The organism is Dactylosporangium sp. NPDC049742, from assembly GCF_040674675.1.
In the GTDB taxonomy this organism is placed as follows: domain Bacteria; phylum Actinomycetota; class Actinomycetes; order Mycobacteriales; family Micromonosporaceae; genus Dactylosporangium; species Dactylosporangium maewongense.
Window position 1 is genome coordinate 1 of sequence record NZ_JBFANF010000120.1, and the last position, 18,468, is coordinate 18,468.

The 18,468-nt window shown below is 73.2% G+C and carries 13 protein-coding genes; 7 read left to right on the top strand and 6 right to left on the bottom strand.

The window, feature by feature from the left end; translation table 11 throughout:
- A partial coding sequence (locus AB0J72_RS57475) for a pectate lyase (protein ID WP_363417272.1) occupies window positions 1–285 on the top strand: 285 nt, incomplete at its 5' end.
- Window positions 286–327: 42 nt separating this feature from the next.
- Here AB0J72_RS57475 and AB0J72_RS57480 read toward each other — a convergent pair.
- From AB0J72_RS57480 to AB0J72_RS57490, 3 genes are all read right to left on the bottom strand, one after another.
- Window positions 328–1,659: an FAD-dependent monooxygenase gene (locus AB0J72_RS57480; RefSeq protein ID WP_363417275.1), complete on the bottom strand. Its 1,332-nt coding sequence runs from the start codon at window positions 1,657–1,659 to the stop codon at window positions 328–330.
- Between the two features lie 303 nt (window positions 1,660–1,962).
- Window positions 1,963–3,003 carry a hypothetical protein gene (locus AB0J72_RS57485; RefSeq protein ID WP_363417277.1) on the bottom strand — a complete coding sequence of 347 codons (1,041 nt, stop codon included), beginning with the start codon at window positions 3,001–3,003 and terminating at the stop codon, window positions 1,963–1,965.
- Entirely contained in the window at window positions 3,000–4,019 is a 1,020-nt protein-coding gene (locus tag AB0J72_RS57490; protein ID WP_363417280.1) for a nitronate monooxygenase, read from the bottom strand. The genes AB0J72_RS57485 and AB0J72_RS57490 overlap by 4 nt, the downstream gene beginning before the upstream one ends.
- A 95-nt stretch (window positions 4,020–4,114) precedes the next feature.
- Between AB0J72_RS57490 and AB0J72_RS57495 the strand changes: the two genes are divergently transcribed.
- The 6 genes from AB0J72_RS57495 (at window position 4,115) to AB0J72_RS57520 (ending at window position 13,238) form a co-directional block, all read left to right on the top strand.
- Window positions 4,115–5,110 carry a LacI family DNA-binding transcriptional regulator gene (locus tag AB0J72_RS57495; RefSeq protein ID WP_363417283.1) on the top strand — a complete coding sequence of 332 codons (996 nt, stop codon included), beginning with the start codon at window positions 4,115–4,117 and terminating at the stop codon, window positions 5,108–5,110.
- A 268-nt stretch (window positions 5,111–5,378) separates the two neighbouring features.
- Window positions 5,379–6,719 (top strand): extracellular solute-binding protein, encoded by a 1,341-nt coding sequence (locus tag AB0J72_RS57500; RefSeq protein ID WP_363417286.1) that lies wholly within the window; start codon window positions 5,379–5,381, stop codon window positions 6,717–6,719.
- 2 nt (window positions 6,720–6,721) lie between these two features.
- Window positions 6,722–7,648 carry a sugar ABC transporter permease gene (locus AB0J72_RS57505; RefSeq protein WP_363417289.1) on the top strand — a complete coding sequence of 309 codons (927 nt, stop codon included), beginning with the start codon at window positions 6,722–6,724 and terminating at the stop codon, window positions 7,646–7,648.
- Entirely contained in the window at window positions 7,645–8,598 is a 954-nt protein-coding gene (locus AB0J72_RS57510; RefSeq protein ID WP_363417292.1) for a carbohydrate ABC transporter permease, read from the top strand. The genes AB0J72_RS57505 and AB0J72_RS57510 overlap by 4 nt, the downstream gene beginning before the upstream one ends.
- A gap of 35 nt (window positions 8,599–8,633) precedes the next feature.
- The gene (locus AB0J72_RS57515; protein ID WP_363417295.1) at window positions 8,634–11,537 is read left to right on the top strand and encodes a CBM35 domain-containing protein; all 2,904 of its coding nucleotides are present in this window, start codon (window positions 8,634–8,636) and stop codon (window positions 11,535–11,537) included.
- Between the two features lie 132 nt (window positions 11,538–11,669).
- Entirely contained in the window at window positions 11,670–13,238 is a 1,569-nt protein-coding gene (locus tag AB0J72_RS57520; RefSeq protein ID WP_363417298.1) for a glycoside hydrolase family 13 protein, read from the top strand.
- Window positions 13,239–13,333: 95 nt separating this feature from the next.
- Here the strand turns inward: AB0J72_RS57520 and AB0J72_RS57525 are convergent, their stop codons facing one another.
- From AB0J72_RS57525 to AB0J72_RS57535, 3 genes are all read right to left on the bottom strand, one after another.
- Window positions 13,334–13,900: a helix-hairpin-helix domain-containing protein gene (locus tag AB0J72_RS57525; RefSeq protein WP_363417300.1), complete on the bottom strand. Its 567-nt coding sequence runs from the start codon at window positions 13,898–13,900 to the stop codon at window positions 13,334–13,336.
- A 60-nt stretch (window positions 13,901–13,960) separates the two neighbouring features.
- On the bottom strand, window positions 13,961–16,609 hold the full coding sequence (locus AB0J72_RS57530) for an RNA repair domain-containing protein (RefSeq protein WP_363417303.1): 2,649 nt from the start codon (window positions 16,607–16,609) through the stop codon (window positions 13,961–13,963).
- Window positions 16,610–16,650: 41 nt separating this feature from the next.
- On the bottom strand, window positions 16,651–18,468 hold a 1,818-nt coding region (locus tag AB0J72_RS57535), incomplete at its 5' end, for a polysaccharide deacetylase family protein (protein ID WP_363417306.1).

An 18,468-nucleotide genomic window follows, 5' to 3' on the forward strand; every position in this document is an offset into this window, starting at 1 on the left:
AAGCTGTACCGCGCCTGCGGCAACTGCACGAACTCCTACCAGCGCAACGTCGTGGTGGACAACATCATCGCGAAGTCCACGAAGGTGATCGCCGGCATCAACACCAACTGGGGCGACACCGCACGCTTCAGCCGCATCACGGTGGTGGGCGACAGCTCCCACAAGACGGTCATCTGCGACAAGTACAAGGGCGTGCCGAAGGGCAGCGAGCCGAGCCACATCGGCAGCGGCCCGGACAGCACCAACTGCCTCTACAACCCGGACACCGACATCATCTGGGCGTGACCGTCGGCGGAGGGGCCCCGTGCAGGGGCCCCTCCGTCTGGTCTATGCGGCGACCTTCTGCCGCTGCGGCACCTGTACCGCGGCCGGTCGTTTGCGCCCGAACCACAGGGCCCGCGCGACGATGCCCGGGGCGAACAGGGCCGGCGGCGCCTGCATCAGGTTCGCCACCTGGAGGAACCGGCGCCCGACCGCGGCGCTGCGACCCGACGCGGTCTGGATCTTCGCCACGTACGCGTTGAGGAACCGGGTCTTGCCGGTCCGCTCGCCCTGGACCTCCGGGTTGGCGAGGTCCGCGCCGACGGCGATGTCCCACGGCACGTCGACGACCTTCGCCGCCTTCGCGTAGAACCGGCGCGGCAGCCCGGCCCGGCCGGCCCGCAGCGCGTCGCGCAGCTCGATGGCCTCCGCGGCCGCGACGGTCATGCCCTGCCCGTAGGCGGGGTTGAAGGCGCAGATGGCGTCGCCGATCGCGACGAAGCCGTCCGGGAGGCGGTCCATCCGCTCGTACCGCCGCCGCACGCTCGCCGGGAGCCGCATCCGCAGCGGCGGGCCGAGCGGCTCGGCCGTGCTGAGCAGCTCGTGCACCCGCGGGTCGGGCAGCTTCGCGGTGAACTCCGCGTAGGCGTCGGGGTCGGTCGGCGGCGCCTGGCCCGCGCCGACGCCGAGCAGCGTCACCATCCACCGGTCGCCGTCCGCGGCGATCGCGACCGCGCCGAACGGGCGGCCGGCGTTGGGGGAGTTGACGACGGCCGCGAAGTCCTCCCGGCCGGGGACCCGGCGGTAGTCGCGGGACACGTAGACCGTGAGGGGGTCGACCCGCTCCTCGGCGGGCCGCTCGAACCCGAGCGCGGCGAGCCACGTCGGGCCGCGGTTGCCGCGGCCGGTCGCGTCGACGACGAGGTCCGCGGCGACGTCGTGCTCGCTGCCGCCGACCGGCAGGACCTTCGCGCCGGTGACCTTCCGGCCGTCGAAGAGCAGGCCGGTCGCCTCGTGCCCGTCGAGGATCACGACGTTGGGCAGGGCGCGGACCCGGCGGCGGACCCCGGCCTCGATCAGCGGCCGGCTCACGCACAGCCCGGCCAGTCCCGACGCGACCCGGGGCATCGGCCGGTCGCCGGTGACCCACACGCAGTCGCGCATGAGGTCGACCGGGATCGCGCCCTCGGCGGTCAGCTCGGTGACGATGCCGGGGAAGAGCTCCTCGAGCACCTGCCGGCCCCTGGCCAGGAGCCCGTGCGAGTGCTCGCCCTGCGGCACGCCCTTGCGGCCGGCGGCGCCGGCGGGCAGGGTGTCGCGGTCGAATATGGTGACGTTCGCAAATGATTCGCTCAGGACACGCGCGGCGAGCAGCCCGGCCATACTTGCTCCGAGCACGACGGCATGACCGGACCGGTCCTTGGGTGACAAGGGATCCTCCGGAGATGTGGTTGGCTGTGCGCTCACCGTAGCCACGGCGATTCCATCCACGGAAGCCTCCGTCACCGTCCGCAACGGGACAGTGGCCGCGCTCACGACCATGTATCAGGCCGTACGCTGCACGTTCGCCGCCCGCCTGTCGCGCACCTGACCACCGAGAGCATCCGTCGCGGACCCGAACCCGCCGCGTGCCTCCGGTGCGGGCCGGGGCCCGCCGCTCGTTTCGGTGCGGGCCGGGCCCGCCGCGCGCCTCCGGTGCGGTCAGAGCAGGCGGCGCAGGGCCGGGGCGAGGAGGCGGGCCATGGGACGGTCGTCGGGCTGGAACTGCGCCCAGTTCATCGCGCCGAGCATCCGGTGCGGCGGCGGGTCCCCGGCGACCGCGGCCATGATCTCCTCGGCGGGGTAGGCGGCCAGCAGCCGCCGGCCTGTCTCGCCGCCGGGGCCGAACGCCGGGATCGGCACGGGCAGGGCACCGAGCCAGTCCAGGATCCCGGTCAGCGTCGCGCCGGCCGGTGGCGCCGGGTCGTCGGGACCGGTCTCGTCCGGCACCAGGTCGAGCTTGAACGCCAGGGCCATGAAGAAGCCCGCGAGCTGACCGGGCACGCCCCACCCGACGAGCCGCAGCCGCAGGGCGGTCGGGTCGGCGACGTCGAGATGGTTGTGGAAGCGCTCGGCCGCCCAGGCGACGCTGCCGTGGCCGTGCAGGCGGGCCGTGCCGAGGAGCGCGCCGCCGGCGTCGTGCAGGGTCAGGGTGAGGTTGCCGGGGCAGCGGCAGATGCCGCCGGTGTACCGGCCGGTGGTGGTCTCCCGGCGCAGCGCGTCGAGCTCGGCGGGGTCGGTGACGACGGCCAGGACGTCGGCGTCACTCGCAACACCGCCGCCGCCAAGCGCGTCGGTGCCGGCCAGGAAACCGGCGTCACCCGAAAGACCGGTGCCGGACAGGACGCCGGTGTCGGACAGGACGCGCACCGATGCGGTGGCGGGCCACACGCCGGCGAGCCAGCCGGTGATCGCCGCGAGCCGCCGCGGTGGCACGACCGTGCCGACGGCGTATTCGCCGCCGGGCAGGTCCGCGGACGGATCCCACACGAGGCGGGTGCCGTCGCCGTCGGCGGTGGCCGCGACCAGCCACGTGGGGTGCGGGCTGCCGTCGTGGTACTCGTGGTGCCACGCGAACCGCTCGCGGACCTCGGCGGCGCCGTGGACCACGCCCCGCTCGTCATCGGCGACGCCCAGCGCGTCGAGTGCCGCGGACGGGGGACCGTGGTGCCAGGTGGGGACGGGCGAGTCGGGTGCGGTCACAGGGCCGACGTCAGGGTGGCGATGACGGCGGCGGCGGGGCCGGTGGCCGCGTGGCGGTGGCCGGTGCCGGCCCACAGGTGGACGCGGTCCGTGTCGCCGGCCGCGGCGGCGGCCCTGCGCAGCGGGGCGGTCAGGTGGTGGACCTGCGGGTAGCCGTGGGGTGCGGTCGCGTCGTGCCGGTCGATGAAGCCGTTGCGCAGCGCCCGCGCCGGCCGGCCCGTGAACGCGCGGGTCACCACCGTGCCGTGCGCCGGCCACCCGGAGGCCGACTCCAGGGCGGTCCGGTGCGGGGCGGAGGTGCCGGCCTCGTCGGTGCGCAGCAGGGCCGTGCCGACCATGGCGGCGGTGGCGCCCGCGTGCAGGGCGGCGGCGACGTCCGCGGAGGTCGCGATGCCGCCGGCGGCGACGACCGGCAGCGGCACGGCGGCCCGGACCGCCGCGACCAGGTCGGGCAGGGGCACCGGCGACGCCGGCACCGGCGCCGACGGGGTCAGGGTCGCCGAGTGGCCGCCCGCCGCGGGCGCCTGCACGACGAGCGCGTCGACGCCGGCCGCCGCGGCCGCGGCGGCCTCCGGCGGGGTGGTGACGGTCTGCAGGACGAGCGTGCCGGCGCGGCGCAGCGCGGCCACCGTGGACGGCGACGGGATGCCGAAGGTGAAGCTGACCGCGGGGACCGGGTCGGTCAGCAGCAGGTCGAGCTTCTCCGCCCAGTGGTCGTCGTCGGCGCCGGCCGGGACCGCGGGCGCCAGGTCGTAGACGGCGAACTCCGGCGCCAGCTCGTCCGCATACGCCGCCAGGTCCCCGACGGGACCCTCGGGCGGGGCGAAGAGGTTGACGCCGAACCAGCCGCCGGCGGCCCGGACAGCGGCCCGGACGGAGGCGATCCGCGCCGCCAGGGCCGCGGGGGTCAGGTAGCCGGCGGCGAGGAACCCGCCGCCGCACGCGGCGAGCAGTGCGGGGGTGCCGGCGCCGCCGGCCATCGGCGCGGCGAGGACCGGCCCGGGAATCGAGGTCACGTGCCAATGTAACAACTTTCGTGACTACCCTCAGTTGTGCAAGTCGTTGCAAGAGCGGATGGCGTTTTTGCACGACCGTTGGTTAGACTGCTGGCGTGGTCACGAGACTGTCGAAGGTCGCGAAGTACGCCGGCGTGAGCGAGGCGACGGTCAGCCGGGTGCTGCACGACAGGCCCGGGATCGCGGCCGCGACCAGGGATTCCGTGCTGACCGCGCTGGACGTGATGGGCTACCAGCGGCCGTTCCGGCACCGCAGCGAGATGGCCCGGCTGGTCGGCATGGTGCTGCCCGACTTGCACAACCCGATCTTCCCGGCCTATGCGGAGGCGATGGCCGGCGCGCTGTTCCGGCAAGGTCTGGTGCCGGTGCTGTGCACCCGGACCTCCGACGGCGTCTCCGAGGCGCACTACATCGAGATGCTGCTGGCCAGGCAGGTCGCGGGCATCGTGTTCGTCGCCGCGAGCTACGCCGACGCCGGCCCCGAGCAGGCCGAGGCGCTGCGCAAGCGCAAGCTGCCGCTGGTGCTGATCAACCCCGCGGACGAGAACCGGGACGTGCCGCGGGTCGGCGTCGACGACGCGATGGCCGTCGACCTGGCCCTGAGTCACCTGCAGAGCCTCGGCCACCAGCGGATCGGCCTGGTCGTCGGGCCCGGCGGGCACGTGCCGTCGGACCGGAAGGTCGCCGAGTTCCTGGCCCGGGTGAAGGGTCCGTCGCGCAAGCTGGTCGCCCGCACGCTGTTCTCGATGGAGGGTGGCCAGGCGGCCACGAACGGCCTGCTCGCGCAGGATGCGACCGCGGTCGTCTGCGCCAGCGACGCCCTGGCGCTCGGCGCCATCCGCGCGGCCCGCAAGCAGGGCCTGGACGTGCCCGCCGACCTGTCGGTGATCGGGTTCGACGACTCGGCGTACATGGCCTACACCGACCCGCCGCTGACCACCCTGCGCCAGCCGATCGAGACGATCGGCGCGGCCGCGGTCACGTCGCTCGTGGCCCAGATCGACGGGCGCAAGGTCGCCCTCGACGAGCAGCTCTACGACCCCGAGCTCATCGTCCGCGACTCCACCGGGCCGGTGAAAAACCGGGCCTGACCTGCGGGAACAACTACATTTGCAAGGCTACGCAAGCGAAGTAGCGGGTTCTTGCATTGGATTGCAAGAAGCTATGGACTTTCTGATGTCCATGGCCCTACTCTCGTCTCCACGCGCCGGTGACAACGGCGCGGACCTCACACGTCGTGAGCGCATCGCGAGCGAGCGCGCCGCCAGCGCGTCGCGTCGCACGTGCGCCGCCAGCGCGTCGTGAGCGAGCAGCCACACCCCCTCGGGCCCGCCGCCCGCTCGTGGAGAGAGAGGCACCATGAAGCGCGTCGCCATAGCCGCCGCCCTGGCAGCATCACTATTTTTGACCGCATGCGGTGACAAGTCGGACAAGACGGAGGCGGCCGACGGGCCCGTGACGATCACCGTCAACGGCATGCCCGCCGCCACCGACGAGTACAACCGGGCCAACTTCGAGAAGGACGTCAAGGACTTCGAGGCCAAGCACCCCAACATCAAGATCGACGCCAAAGAGGGTCAGATGGACCCGAAGACGTTCAGCGCCAAGCTCGCCGGTGGCCAGCTCGAGGACGTCTTCTACGTCTACTTCACCGACCCGCAGAACCTCATCGCGAAGAAGCAGGTCTCCGACATCACGCCGTACCTCGGCGAGGTGCCGGCGATCAAGGACGTCCGCCCCGTCCTGATGCAGGTCTTCAGCGACGCCAAGGGCAAGGTGTACGGGCTTCCGTCGGCCAACTACTCCCTCGGCCTGATCTACAACCGCACCCTGTTCCAGCAGGCCGGGCTCGACCCCGACAAGCCGCCGGCGACCTGGGCCGAGGTCCGCGAGGCCGCCAGGAAGATCACCGCGCTCGGCAACGGCATCACCGGCTACGGCGACTTCAGCAAGAACAACACCGGCGGCTGGCACTTCACCGCCGAGCTGTACTCCATCGGCGGCGAGGTCGCGGTCAAGGACGGCGAGACCTGGAAGGCCGGCTTCAACAACGCCCAGGGCAAGCAGGTCCTGCAGCAGCTCAAGGACATGCGGTTCACGGACAGGTCGATGGCCGAGAAGCAGGCCCTCGAGTACGCCGACCTGCTGACCCACATGGCCTCCGGCAAGCTCGGCATGATGGTCGGCGGCACCGGCGACCTGCCCAACATCGTCAACCAGTACAAGGGCAAGTACGAGGACTACGGCCTCGGCGTCATCCCCGACGGCAAGGCCACCCTCGGCGGCGGCGACGGCTACATGTTCAAGGCCGGACTGTCCCCGGCGAAGATCAAGGCCGGCCTGCAGTGGCTCGCGTTCCGCAAGCTCGACCCCGACCGCGTCGACGCCGACAAGGCCCTCGACAAGGAGAAGAACCAGCCGGTCGGCATCCCGGAGCCCAACATCTGGACCGGCGCGTCGGAGCAGAAGCTCATCGCCGCCAACACCAAGTACGCCAACGTCCCGGCCGCGAACTACAAGCCGTTCAACGCGGCCAGCGCCGGCGTCCCGCTGAAGGTCGAGCCGCCGAACGCGCAGCAGCTCTACGCCGTGCTCGACACCGCGATGCTGAAGGTCCTCACCGACCCGAACGCCAACATCGACCAGCTGCTCAAGGACGCCGAGACCCAGGCCAACCAGATCCTGGCGACAGTCAAGTAACGATGGCGACGATCACCCCGGTCCGTCCCGCGCCGCCTGTGAACAAGGCGCGGGACGGGCGGATCAAGCGCAGGATCGCCGACAACGCCACCGCCTACACGTTCCTGGCGGCGGGTCTGCTCTGCTTCGGCCTGTTCAGCTGGTGGCCGCTCATCAAGGGCATCATCCTCGCCTTCCAGCAGGACAACTTCGTCACCGAGCCGGAGTGGGTCGGCCTGAGCAACTTCCAGGCCGTGCTCGACGACCCGCTGTTCTGGACCGCGTGGAAGAACACGCTGTTCTTCACCGCCCTGGCACTGGTGTTCGGCTACCTGGTCCCGTTCGCGGTGGCGATCGTCGTCCACGAGCTGCGCCACCTGAAGGGGTTCTTCCGCTTCGCCGTCTACCTGCCGGTGATGCTGCCCCCGATCGTCACGGTCATCCTGTGGCAGTACTTCTACGACCCCGGCAACGGGCTGTTCAACGCCGCCCTGTCGGCGCTGCACCTGCCCACCTCCGGATGGACGCAGTCACCCCGGATGGTGATGGTGTCGCTGGTACTGGTGAGCACCTGGGCCAACATGGGCGGCGCGACCATCATGTACCTCGCGGGCCTCGCCAGCGTCCCGGGCGAGCTCTACGAGGCCGCGGAGCTCGACGGCGCCGGCGTCTGGAAACGGATCCGGCACGTGACCCTGCCGCAGATGCGCTTCCTCCTGCTGGTCCTGCTCCTGCTGCAGATCGTCGCGACGATGCAGGTCTTCATCGAGCCCTACCAGCTGACCGGCACCACCAACCCCGACTCCATCACGGTGATGGTGCTCATCTACCGCTACGCGTTCACCGTCAACAACGACTTCGGCATGGCCGCCGCGATGAGCGTGCTGCTGTTCGTCGTGCTGGGCGCGTTCTCCGCCGTGTACCTGCGACTCACCCGGAAGTCCTCATGACCGGCCAGCGAAGCGGCTCGGGCCGGGCATCATCGGCGCAGGGTCGGGCGAAGCGGACGCCGGAGCGTAGCGGAGGCGGCCAACGCTCCCTCATCTCTGACAGCGAGCTGCGCCGCCACCCGGTGCTGTACCGGGTCGTGCTCATCGCCCTCGCGGTGCTGTTCGTCGTGGTGTTCGTGTTCCCGCTGTACTGGATGGTCACCGGCGCCGTGAAGACGCCGGTCGAGCTGGCCCAGCCGGTGCCGACGGTCGTCCCGCACAGCTGGCACCCGGAGACGTACCTCGACGCGTGGCGGAAGCTCGACATCGGCCGCTACCTGCTCAACACGGCGTTCTACGCGGTCGGCGGCTGGCTCTTCCAGCTGATCGTCGACGTCGCCGCCGCGTACGCGCTGTCGAAGCTGCGCCCGCGCTTCGGCAAGCTGATCCTCGGCGGCATGCTGGCGAGCCTGATGCTGCCGGCGGCGGCGCTGCTCGTCCCGAGCTACCTGACCGTCGCCGACGTGCCGCTGCTGCACCTCAACCTGCTCAACACCCCGTGGGCGCTGTGGCTGCCCGGCGCGGCCAACGCGTTCAACATCTACGTCCTGAAGCGCTTCTTCGACCAGATCCCCGACGAGCTGCTCGACTCCGCCGGCATCGACGGCGCCGGGCGGCTGCGCATGCTCTGGCACGTGGTGCTGCCACTGTCCCGCCCGGTCCTCGCCGTGGTCTCGATCTTCGCGATCATCGGCGCCTGGAAGGACTTCCTGTGGCCGCTGCTGGTGCTCCAGGACCCCGGCAGCCAGACGATCAGCGTCGCGCTGAGCCGGCTGGCGTTCAACGGCTACGTGACCCCCAACGAGATGTTCGCCGGCCTGGCCATCGCCAGCATCCCGATGGTGGTCGTGTTCGCCGTCTTCCAACGCAGCATCTTGAGCGGCCTGTCCGCGGGCGCGCTCAAAGGCTGAATACACCCCCCTTCCACCGCAAGGAGATCTTCACGATGCTCCGACGATCCCGCCTGCTCGCGATCGGGGCCGCCACCCTGGTCGCGGCGGCCTCCATCACCCTCGCCGCCACGATGCGCGCCGAGGCCGCCACCACCACCTACCAGGCCGAGTCCGCCGCGCTGAGCGGTGGCGCCGCGGTCGCGACCGACCACAGTGGATACACCGGCTCCGGGTTCGTGGCCGGCTATGTCGACGGCAACCAGGGCCGGGCAGCCACCACGTTCAGCGTCGGCGTCTCCGGTACGGCGCAGCGCACGCTCACCCTCCGCTACGCCAACGGCACGGGCTCCGCCAAGACCCTGTCGCTGTACGTCAACGGCACCCGCGTCACGCAGGTCAGCCTCAACGCGACCGCGAACTGGGACAGCTGGGGCACCCGCGTCGACACGGTCACGCTCAACAACGGGACCAACAGCGTCGCGTACCGGTTCGACAGCACCGACTCCGGCAACGTCAACCTCGACAGCCTCGTCGTCGCCGACGTCCCGGCACCGCCCGCCGGCACCTACGAGGCCGAGTCGGCGGCCCTGTCCGGCGGCGCGACCGTCGCGACCGACCACAGTGGATACTCCGGCACCGGGTTCGTCGGCGGCTACACCGACGGCAACAGAGGCAACGCCGCGACCACGTTCAGCGTCAGCCGGTCCGGTGCGGGCTCGTCGTCGCTGACCCTGCGCTACGCCAACGGCACAGGGTCGGCGATGACGCTCTCCCTGTACGTCAACGGCTCCCGTCTCACCCAGGTCTCGCTGCCCGCGACCGCCAACTGGGACACCTGGGGCACCCGAGCCGACACGGTGACCCTGAACAACGGGACCAACAGCGTCGCGTACCGCTTCGACGGCACCGACTCCGGCAACGTCAACCTCGACAACCTCGTCGTCGCGAGCGTCGCCACGTCCCCGACCCCGTCGACGTCCACGCCGCCGTCCGGCGGGGCGGAGCTGGAGACCGCGTTCCTGTCCGGCGGCGCCACCACGGCGACCTCGATCGGCGGGTACACCGGCACCGGCTACGCGACGGGCCTTACCGCCGTGGGCGCCCGCGTCATCCGTACCGTCAACGTCACCAACGCCGGCAACGCGGCCACCACCCTCCGGTACACCAACAGCACCGGCGGCACGAAGACGCTGTCCACCTACGCCAACGGCGTGAAGGTCGGCCAGATCTCGCTGACCGCCGGCAGCGGCTGGCTCACCGCGGCGCAGACCCTGCCGCTGCGGGCCGGGCTCAACCTGATCGGCTACCAGTACGACAGCGGCGACTCCGGCAACGTCGCCCTCGACAACGTCGCCGTCACCGGCTCCACCGCCCTCGCCGCGCGCGGCGCGACCGTCGCGTACACCGAGTACGAGGCGGAGAACGGCAGCACCAACGCCACCACGATCGGCCCCGACCGCGCCTATCTGACCGTCGCCGCGGAGGCGTCCGGCCGCCGGGCGGTCCGCCTCGACAACGCCGGCAAGTACGTGCAGTTCACGCTGACGAAGCCGACCAACTCCCTGGTCGTGCGGGCGTCGGTGCCCGACAACGCCGCCGGGACCGGCACAAGCGCCAACCTCGCCGTCTACGCCGGCGGCGCGAAGGTCAAGGACCTGCCGGTCAGCTCCACCTACAGCTGGGTGTACGGCGCCTACCCGTACAACAACAACCCCGCCGGCGGGGAGGCGCACCGCTTCTTCGACGAGTTCCGCACCACGCTGCCCAGCTACCCGGCCGGCACCGTGCTGAAGCTGCAGAACGACGGCGCCACCCCGATCACCGTCGACCTCGTCGACACCGAGGTCGTCGCGCCGGCGCTGGCCGCGCCGGCGAACTCGCTGTCCATCGTGGACTACGGCGCCGTCTCCGGCGGCGGCGACGACACCGGCGCGTTCAACTCGGCGGTCGCCGCGGCCAGGTCGCAGGGCAGGACGCTGTGGCTGCCGGCCGGCACCTGGGACATCACGTCCCGGATCAACGTCGACAACGTCACCGTCCGCGGCGCCGGCATGTGGCACACCACGGTCCGCGGCGCGAACGGCAAGGGCGGCTTCTTCGCCACCGGGCCGCGCGTCCAGCTCGCCGACCTCACGATCGCCGGGGACGTCCGGTACCGCGACGACACCAACTTCGACGCGGCCCTGGAAGGCAACTTCGGCACCGGCTCGCTGCTGCACAACCTGTGGATCGAGCACACGAAGGTCGGCCTGTGGGCGTCCAGCGGCACCGACGGCCTGTACGTCGCCGGGCTGCGCATCCGCGACACGTTCGCCGACGGCGTCAACCTCAACGGGGACCTGCGCAACACCCGCGTCGACCAGAGCGTCCTGCGCAACACCGGCGACGACGCCCTCGCCATGTGGTCCAACAGCGCCCCGGTCACCAACAGCGCGTTCACGTTCAACACCGCGCAGCTGCCGATGCTCGCCAACACCGCCGCCGTCTACGGCGGCAATGGCAACCGGATCGAGGACAACCTGTTCTCCGACACGGTCTACGCCTCCTCCGGCATCGCGGTCAGCACGTGGCACGGCGCGCAGCCGTTCGCCGGCACCACGAGCGTGCAGCGCAACACGCTGACCCGCACCGGCGGGTACGAGCGCAACTGGGGCTCCTCGATCGGCGCCCTGTGGTTCTACGCCGAGGCCCGCGACATCACGGGGACGTTCACCGTCAAGGACGTCGACATCCTCGACAGCTCCTACCAGGGCCTGCTCATGACGTGGCAGCGCACCATCTCGGGCGTCACGTTCGACCACGTCAGGATCGCCGGCGCCGGCACGTACGGCATCGAGATCTCGGCGGCGGGCAGCGCGACCTTCAACTACGTCACGGTGTCCGGCGCCGCCTCGGGCGGCCTTCTGAACAACACCGGCTACACGCTCGTGCGCGGCCCGGGCAACTCCGGCTTCTAGCGCAGTCACCAGCTTCGGTGCGGCAGCGCCGCAGGCCGGCCGGGGGTTCCCACCCCGGAGCCCCCCATGCGACGCTGCCGCGCCGCACTACCAGCAAACCGATCAACTGCCAACAGAAAGCGGGGACCTCCAGTGTCCACAGCAGACACCCGATGGTGGCGCGACGCGGCCATCTACCAGATCTACCCCCGGTCCTTCGCCGACCACAACGGCGACGGCGTGGGCGACCTGGCCGGGGTCCGGGCCCGCCTCGGGTATCTGCGGGACCTGGGGGTCGACGCGATCTGGTTCAGCCCGTGGTTCCCGTCCCCGATGGCGGACGCCGGCTACGACGTCGCGGACTACCGTGACATCGACCCGGCGTTCGGCACCCTGGACGAGGCCACGGCGCTGATCGGTGAGGCGCACGCCCTCGGCATCCGGATCATCATCGACATCGTGCCCAACCACACGTCCGTCGCGCACGCCTGGTTCCAGCGGGCCCTCGTGGACCCGTCCTACCGGGACCGCTTCTGGTTCCGCGACGGCCGGGGTGACCTGCCCCCGAACGACTGGGGCTCCATCTTCGGCGGGCCCGCCTGGACCCAGGTCGCCGACGGGCAGTGGTACCTGCACATGTTCGACGCCGGCCAGCCCGACTTCAACTGGGACAACCCGATCGTCCGCGAGGAGTTCGAGGACGTCCTGCGCTTCTGGTTCGACCGCGGCGTCGACGGCATCCGCATCGACTCCGCCGCGATGGTCGCCAAGGACCCGGCGCTGCCCGACTTCGACCCCGCGTCGCCGCCGGACCCGCACCCGTGGAACGACCGCGACGAGATCCACGACATCTACCGCGCCTGGCGCCGCGTCGCCGACAGCTACTCCGGCGGCCGCGCCCTCATCGGCGAGGTCTGGCTCGCCGACCCGCACCGCTTCGCGCAGTACCTGCGCCCGGACGAGCTGCACGCCGCGTTCAACTTCGACTTCCTCGGCTGCCCGTGGGACGGCAAGGCGCTGCGCCGCTGCGTGGACGAGACCCTCGACGCGCACGCCGCCGTCGGCGCGCCCGCCACCTGGGTGCTGTCCAACCACGACGTGACCCGCCACGTGACCCGCTACGGCCGGGCCGAGACCGGCTTCGAGCACCACCTGCGGCAGACCCGGCACCTCGCCCCGACCGACCCGGCGCTCGGCACCCGCCGGGCCCGCGCCGCCGCGCTGCTCACCCTGGCGCTGCCCGGCTCCGTCTACGTGTACCAGGGCGAGGAGCTCGGCCTGCCCGAGGTCGAGGACCTGCCGGCCGCGGCCCGCCAGGACCCGATCTTCGCCCGCACCGGCGGCGCCGACCCCGGCCGCGACGGCTGCCGCGTTCCGCTGCCGTGGTCGTCCGCGCCGGCCGCGCCCGGCTGGCTCCCGCAGCCCGCCGACTGGGCCGCGTACACCGTCGAGCGGCAGTCGTCCGACCCGTCGTCGATGCTCAGCCTGTACCGGCGGGCCCTCGCCGTCCGGCGCGCGGAGCCCGGCCTCGGCGACGGCCCGATGGCGTGGCTGGACGCCCCGGCGGACGTGCTCGCCTTCACCCGCGAGGGCGGCTTCGCCTGCGTCGTCAACCTCTCCCAGACCCCGGCGCCGCTGCCACCCGGCACGGTCCTGCTCGCCAGCAGCCCCCTCGACGGCGACCTGCTGCCCCCGGACACGTCGGTCTGGCTCCGGCTGTGACCCTTCCTGCCGGTCGCCGCCGCCCGGGCCTGACCTGGACGTGCGCCGTCGCGCGGCGGTGACCTCGACGGGCGCCGCCGCACCGGTGGCGCCCGTCAGACGGTCAGCCAGTAGCGCAGCTGCCGCAGCTCGTCGTGCGTCAGCCCGGCGGCCTCCGCGAAGTCGGCCACCCGCGGGAACCCCTGCCGGGCATCCCGCGCGGCGACGACCCGCTCCGCCCGCGCCGCGTCGAACCCGGGCAGCCCCGCGAGCTGTCGCGCCGACGCGGTGTTCACGTTGACCGCCATGGACCGGCCCTCGACCGCCTCGGCGGGCGCGCTGTTCTGGTAGCGGGCCTGCTCCGCCCGCCACCGCAGCCAGCCGTCGTTGACCCAGAAGCTGTGGACGACGGCCGCTGCCTGCACACCGAGCATGGCCAGGAAGGCCAGGCCGCCCGCCGAGGAGGCCGGATCCGTGCGGGGCAGGATGATCATCGTGCCGCAGCCGGCCAGGATGTAGCCGGCGCCGGGCAGCCACCAGCCCATGCGGCGGGCGCGGATCCCGATGACGATGAGCCCGGCGCCGCTGAAGCAGCCGAGCGTCAGCAGTGGCAGGAGCAGCCAGCCGCTGTTGCGGATCCGCCAGGACAGGGTGGTCGTCGGGTCGGCGGCGGGAAGCGGCATCGGCACACCCTGAGGATCCTGCGACCGCCCGTCGCTCGACCGTCCGGGTGAATCCTGCGGCTACGCGGGCTGGACGAGGCGGGCGGGCAGGCCGGACTCGGCGACGGCCGCTCGCAGGGCGTCGGGGTCGCCGCCGTCGAGGCCGAGGGCGGCGGCTCGGGGGTACGGGCGGACCCGGGCGCCCGCGTCCTCCAGGGCGAGGACCAGGCCCAGCACGCGGCCCTCGACGTCGCCGGTGAGCAGGACCCGGCGCTCGTGGGACTGGGAGCCGCCGCGGCCCTCGAAGGCGTCCTGGAGCACGGCGGCGGTGGAGCGGGTCATCGTGCGGGTGGTGTTCACGCCCGGCGGGGCGGGGGAGTAGACGGGCCAGTAGGCGTGGCGCTCGCCGCGGCGGGGTCGGCGCGGGTGGCGGGCGCAGTGCCGCAGGAAGCCGGCCAGGTCGGTGACGTGGTGGGCGCGGGCCTCCGCGACCAGCACCGCCCACGTGAACCCGCCGACGAGGCCCCACGCGGCGCCGTCGAGCTGGCGGGCGCGGGACCAGGCGCGGACCGCGGTGAGCAGCGACCGGAACGCGGGGTCCGCGGCGGGCAGCGCGTCGGCGTCGCGGATCGCGAGCACCGCCCGCAGGTCGGCGTCGTCGAGGGACCCCAGGTCGAGGTCCGACAGCGGGTCGACGGTGACCCGCTGCACGTCGACGCCGACGTCGGCGACCGTCGCGCGGACGACGGGGACGACGGTGCCGGCGAGCCTGGCGCCCGGCAGGAGGTCGGCGAGGTCGGCGAGGGTGCCGGTGGTCTGCCAGACGAGGTCCAGGTCGGTCGACGGGCCGCCGACGCCGAGCCGCACCGACCCGGCGACGTGCAGCCGCCCGCCCGGGTCGACGGCCGCGCAGGCCTCGGCGACCGCGTCGAGGGCGACCCGGTGCGAGGGCGACGGCAGGGCGCTCCACGCCGGCATGGGCGCCGCCGCGGGGGAGGTCGCGGGGCCTGGCGCAGGTCCTAAGGGCACGCTGCGCCGGACCTCGAAGGGTCCGTCGCCGCGGCGGCTGATCAGGTCGACCGCCGACACCGTGAACTCGACCGGGTGCCACGCCGCCTGCCAGCGCTCCACAGTGGACGCCACGGCGGGCCCGGTGAGCTTCGCGACCGTCAGGTGCGGCGTGAACCCGCCGCGGCTGTCCTGCTCGGCGCAGCCCGGGAACCGCCGCGCCAGCGCCGCCTGCAGCTCCAGCAGGGGCTCGGCCGGGTCGGGCGCGAGCCACACCGTGGTGCTGCCGCGGTGCGCGAACGTGCGGAACCGCGCCAGGCGGATCCGCAGCGGCCCGAGACCGGCGACCGCCTCGCGCACCGCCCGCTCGGCCTCGGCGAACGAGGAGTCGGGGACGAAGCCGTACACCAGGTTGACGTGCGGCATCCAGCGCCGGAAGGACGGGTCGTGCGCCGCGCGGATCTCCTGCAGCGGCGCCCACACGGCGGGCGGCGGGCGCAGTACCAGCGCCGACGTGTGCACGGAAGCGGCGGTGACCACAGTGGACGGTGCCGCGTCCTGCAGCAGCGCGGTGACGCCGAAGTGGTCGGAGACGAACCGTTCGCCGTCGAACGGCCGGTCGCCGAACCGCTCCACGGCGAGGGGGACGAGCCCGCCCGGGGTGCCGGAGCGGATCAGGATCCGGTCCAGGCGCAGCGACCGCCCGGTGCGGGACGCGACCGCGGCGAGCGGGTTGACGGCGGGGTCGAACGTGAAGCCGGCGTCGTGCGGGTGCAGCGCCCGCCACGCGTCGGTGTAGCCGGCGACGTCGGGGCGGGTGTCGTCGCCGAAGTTGACGTCGGCGAGGACGACGGCGCCGCCGAGGTCGCCGCGGGAGAGCCGCTCGTCGATGATGCGCAGCTGGTGCTCCCGGCGCTGCTCCGCCCCGGCGGTGTGGTCGCTGGTCAGGTGCGCGGCGACGAAACCGACCTGACGGCCGTTGAGGCCGACCTTGCCGACGATGGTCCGCTTGTACGTGCTGAGCCGGTGCACCTCGATCGCCATCGGCCACCGCGACAGCAGCACCGTGCCGTAGCCGGCGTCCGGGTCGGGGCCGGCGGAGACGTGGTAGCCGGCGCGGACCCACGCGGCGTCCAGCAGCGCCTCCCACAGCGCCGCGGTGACCTCGTGCAGCGCGACGACGTCGGCGTCGAGGCCGGCCAGGAGCTCGACGCACGCCGGGATGCGCAGCCGCGGGTAGGTGAGGTCGCTGTCGTACGCGTCGGAGAGCACGTTGAACGTGGCCACCTGCAGCGCGTCGGCCCGCACGTCGCCGGCGGGACCGGCGGGGACCCACGCGCCGGTGGACGGGTCGAACCGCAGGCACGCGGACGCGTCGAACGCCACCTGCCGGCGCGGCCCCGCGGCGGCGGTAGGTGCGGCGGCGGGCGCGGAGGGCACGGTGGACAGGTCCTCGGCGGGCGTGTCGCCGGTGCCGAAGACGAGGTCGATCCGGGCCTGCCGGTCCCAGACGACGCGGTTGCCGGCCTTCACGTACCGCACCCGGTGCCACGGCACGTCCCCGCCGGCGACGAACAGGGACAGCGGCGTCTCCCTGACCCCGGCGCCCCGCTCCTCGTAGCCGACGACGAACCGCGTCGCGTCGAGGGTCGCGTCGAACCGGATCCGGGACACGACGTCCTGGACGGGGCGCAGGCCCGCGGTGCCACGCCCCTTCGCCATGCCCGGATCGTAGGCGCCGCCGGCAACCACCGGCCACCGTTTTAGACCGACGGCGACGGCGACGGGGCCTCCGTCGCCGGTACCGCGTCCGACGGCGACGACGACGGCAGCGGCGCCGATTCCAGCGACGGTGAGGGCGACGGCGACCCCGGCGGCGACACCGGCGGCGTCACCGGCGGCGACACCGGCGGCGTCACCGGCGGCGACACCGGGACCGCCGTCACCGTCGTTGCCGGCAGGTCGGCCGTCCAGCCGGCCGCGAGCAGCCGCGGGATCAGGATCCGCATCGCCGCGACGGTCTGCCGCCGGTCGCCGCCGCCGTCGTGGACGAGGACGATCGCGCCGGGCGTCAGCTGCCGTTCGATGCGGGCCACGATCTCCTCCGCGCCCGGCGTCGTCCAGTCGTCGGGGTCGACGGTCCAGCCGATCGGGGTGTGCCGCAGGTCCTGGGCGACCTTCGCCGACACGCCCCAGTCGCCGTACGGGGCGCGGAAGTAGGTGACGGTGCAGCCCGGCGCGGCGGCGGCGATCGCGGCGTCGGTGGTGGCGATGTCGGCGCGGACCTGCTCGGCGGAGGCCCGGCCGAGCGCGTCGTGGTGCGTCGAGTGGTTGCACAGGGCGTGGCCGTCACCGACGATGCGGCGCACCAGCGCGGGGTTGGCCGCGACCGCCTCGCCGACGACGCAGAAGGTGCCGCGGATGTGGTACTGACCGAGCAGGTCCAGCATGGCGGCCGTGTGCTCCGACGGGCCGTCGTCGAACGTCAGCGCGAAGGTCTTGCCCGGGTGGGCGGTCCGCAGGACGGGTCGCGCCCCGACGGCGGCGGCGGGCGCCCGTCCGGTGAGGTCGTCCGGGCTGTCGCCGGCGTGGCCGGCGTCGCCGGTGTCGGTGCGCCCGACGTGCGCGGGGGCGGGGAACGCCGCCTCGGCGGCGCCGTGCAGCGCGGCCCGCAGGAAGTCCTGCCACAGCTTCGCCGGCAGCGTCTCGCCCTCGATCGGCCGGCCGGTCGCGTCGCGGATCGGGCCGGGCACGAGCCGCCCCATCCACACGGCGGCGGCGAGCTGCGGCGTGTAGCCGCTCATCCACGCGTCCTGGTTGTCGCCGGTGTTGCCCCACTGCTGGCTGCCGGTCGCGCCGGCGGCGGGACGCCCGGGGGCGAGGCCGCGGCCGTCGACGACGGCGCGCAGCACGGCGGTGACGTCGGCGGCGACCCGCGGGTCGAGCACCCGCTTGCGGACCGGCGGCGGCTGCACGGTGTCGCCGGCCGCGGTCGTCACCTTCTCGACGAAGTGCCGGTCGCTGCGGGTGCCGCCGGCGGCGAGCGTCGCGTACACGGTGGCGACGTCGGCGACGGACACCGGGTAGCGGCCGAGGGCGATGTCGGCGCGGGTGCGGCCGGGGCGCGGGTCGCCCTTGTCGTCCACGAGGGAGGGCCTGCCGCCGTACGAGGGCGAGACACCGAGCTCGAGCGCGACGGCCCGGACCTTGTCGCCGCCGATCCGCTGGGTCAGCGCGTAGACCGGGGTGTTCAGGGACCGGACCATCGCCTGCTCGAGCGTGCAGTCGGGGCACTGCACGCCGTCGCGGTTGACCAGCGGCGCGCCGCCCCGGTCGGCGAACAGGCGCGGGGAGCGGCCGTCCCACCGCGACAGGTAGCCGATGCCTTCGCGGAGCCCGGCGGCGAGCACGACCGGCCGGAACGTCGCCGCCGGCGGGTGCGGCGCGGCCGCGTCGTCGTAGAAGCCGCGGCCCTGGTCGCCGCCAGGCAGGTCGGGCAGCTCCTGCTTCCAGGCGCGTTCCTGCACGGTCCAGCGGGTCTCGACGGGCAGAGTCGGCGTGGTCATGGTGTTGAGCCCTCC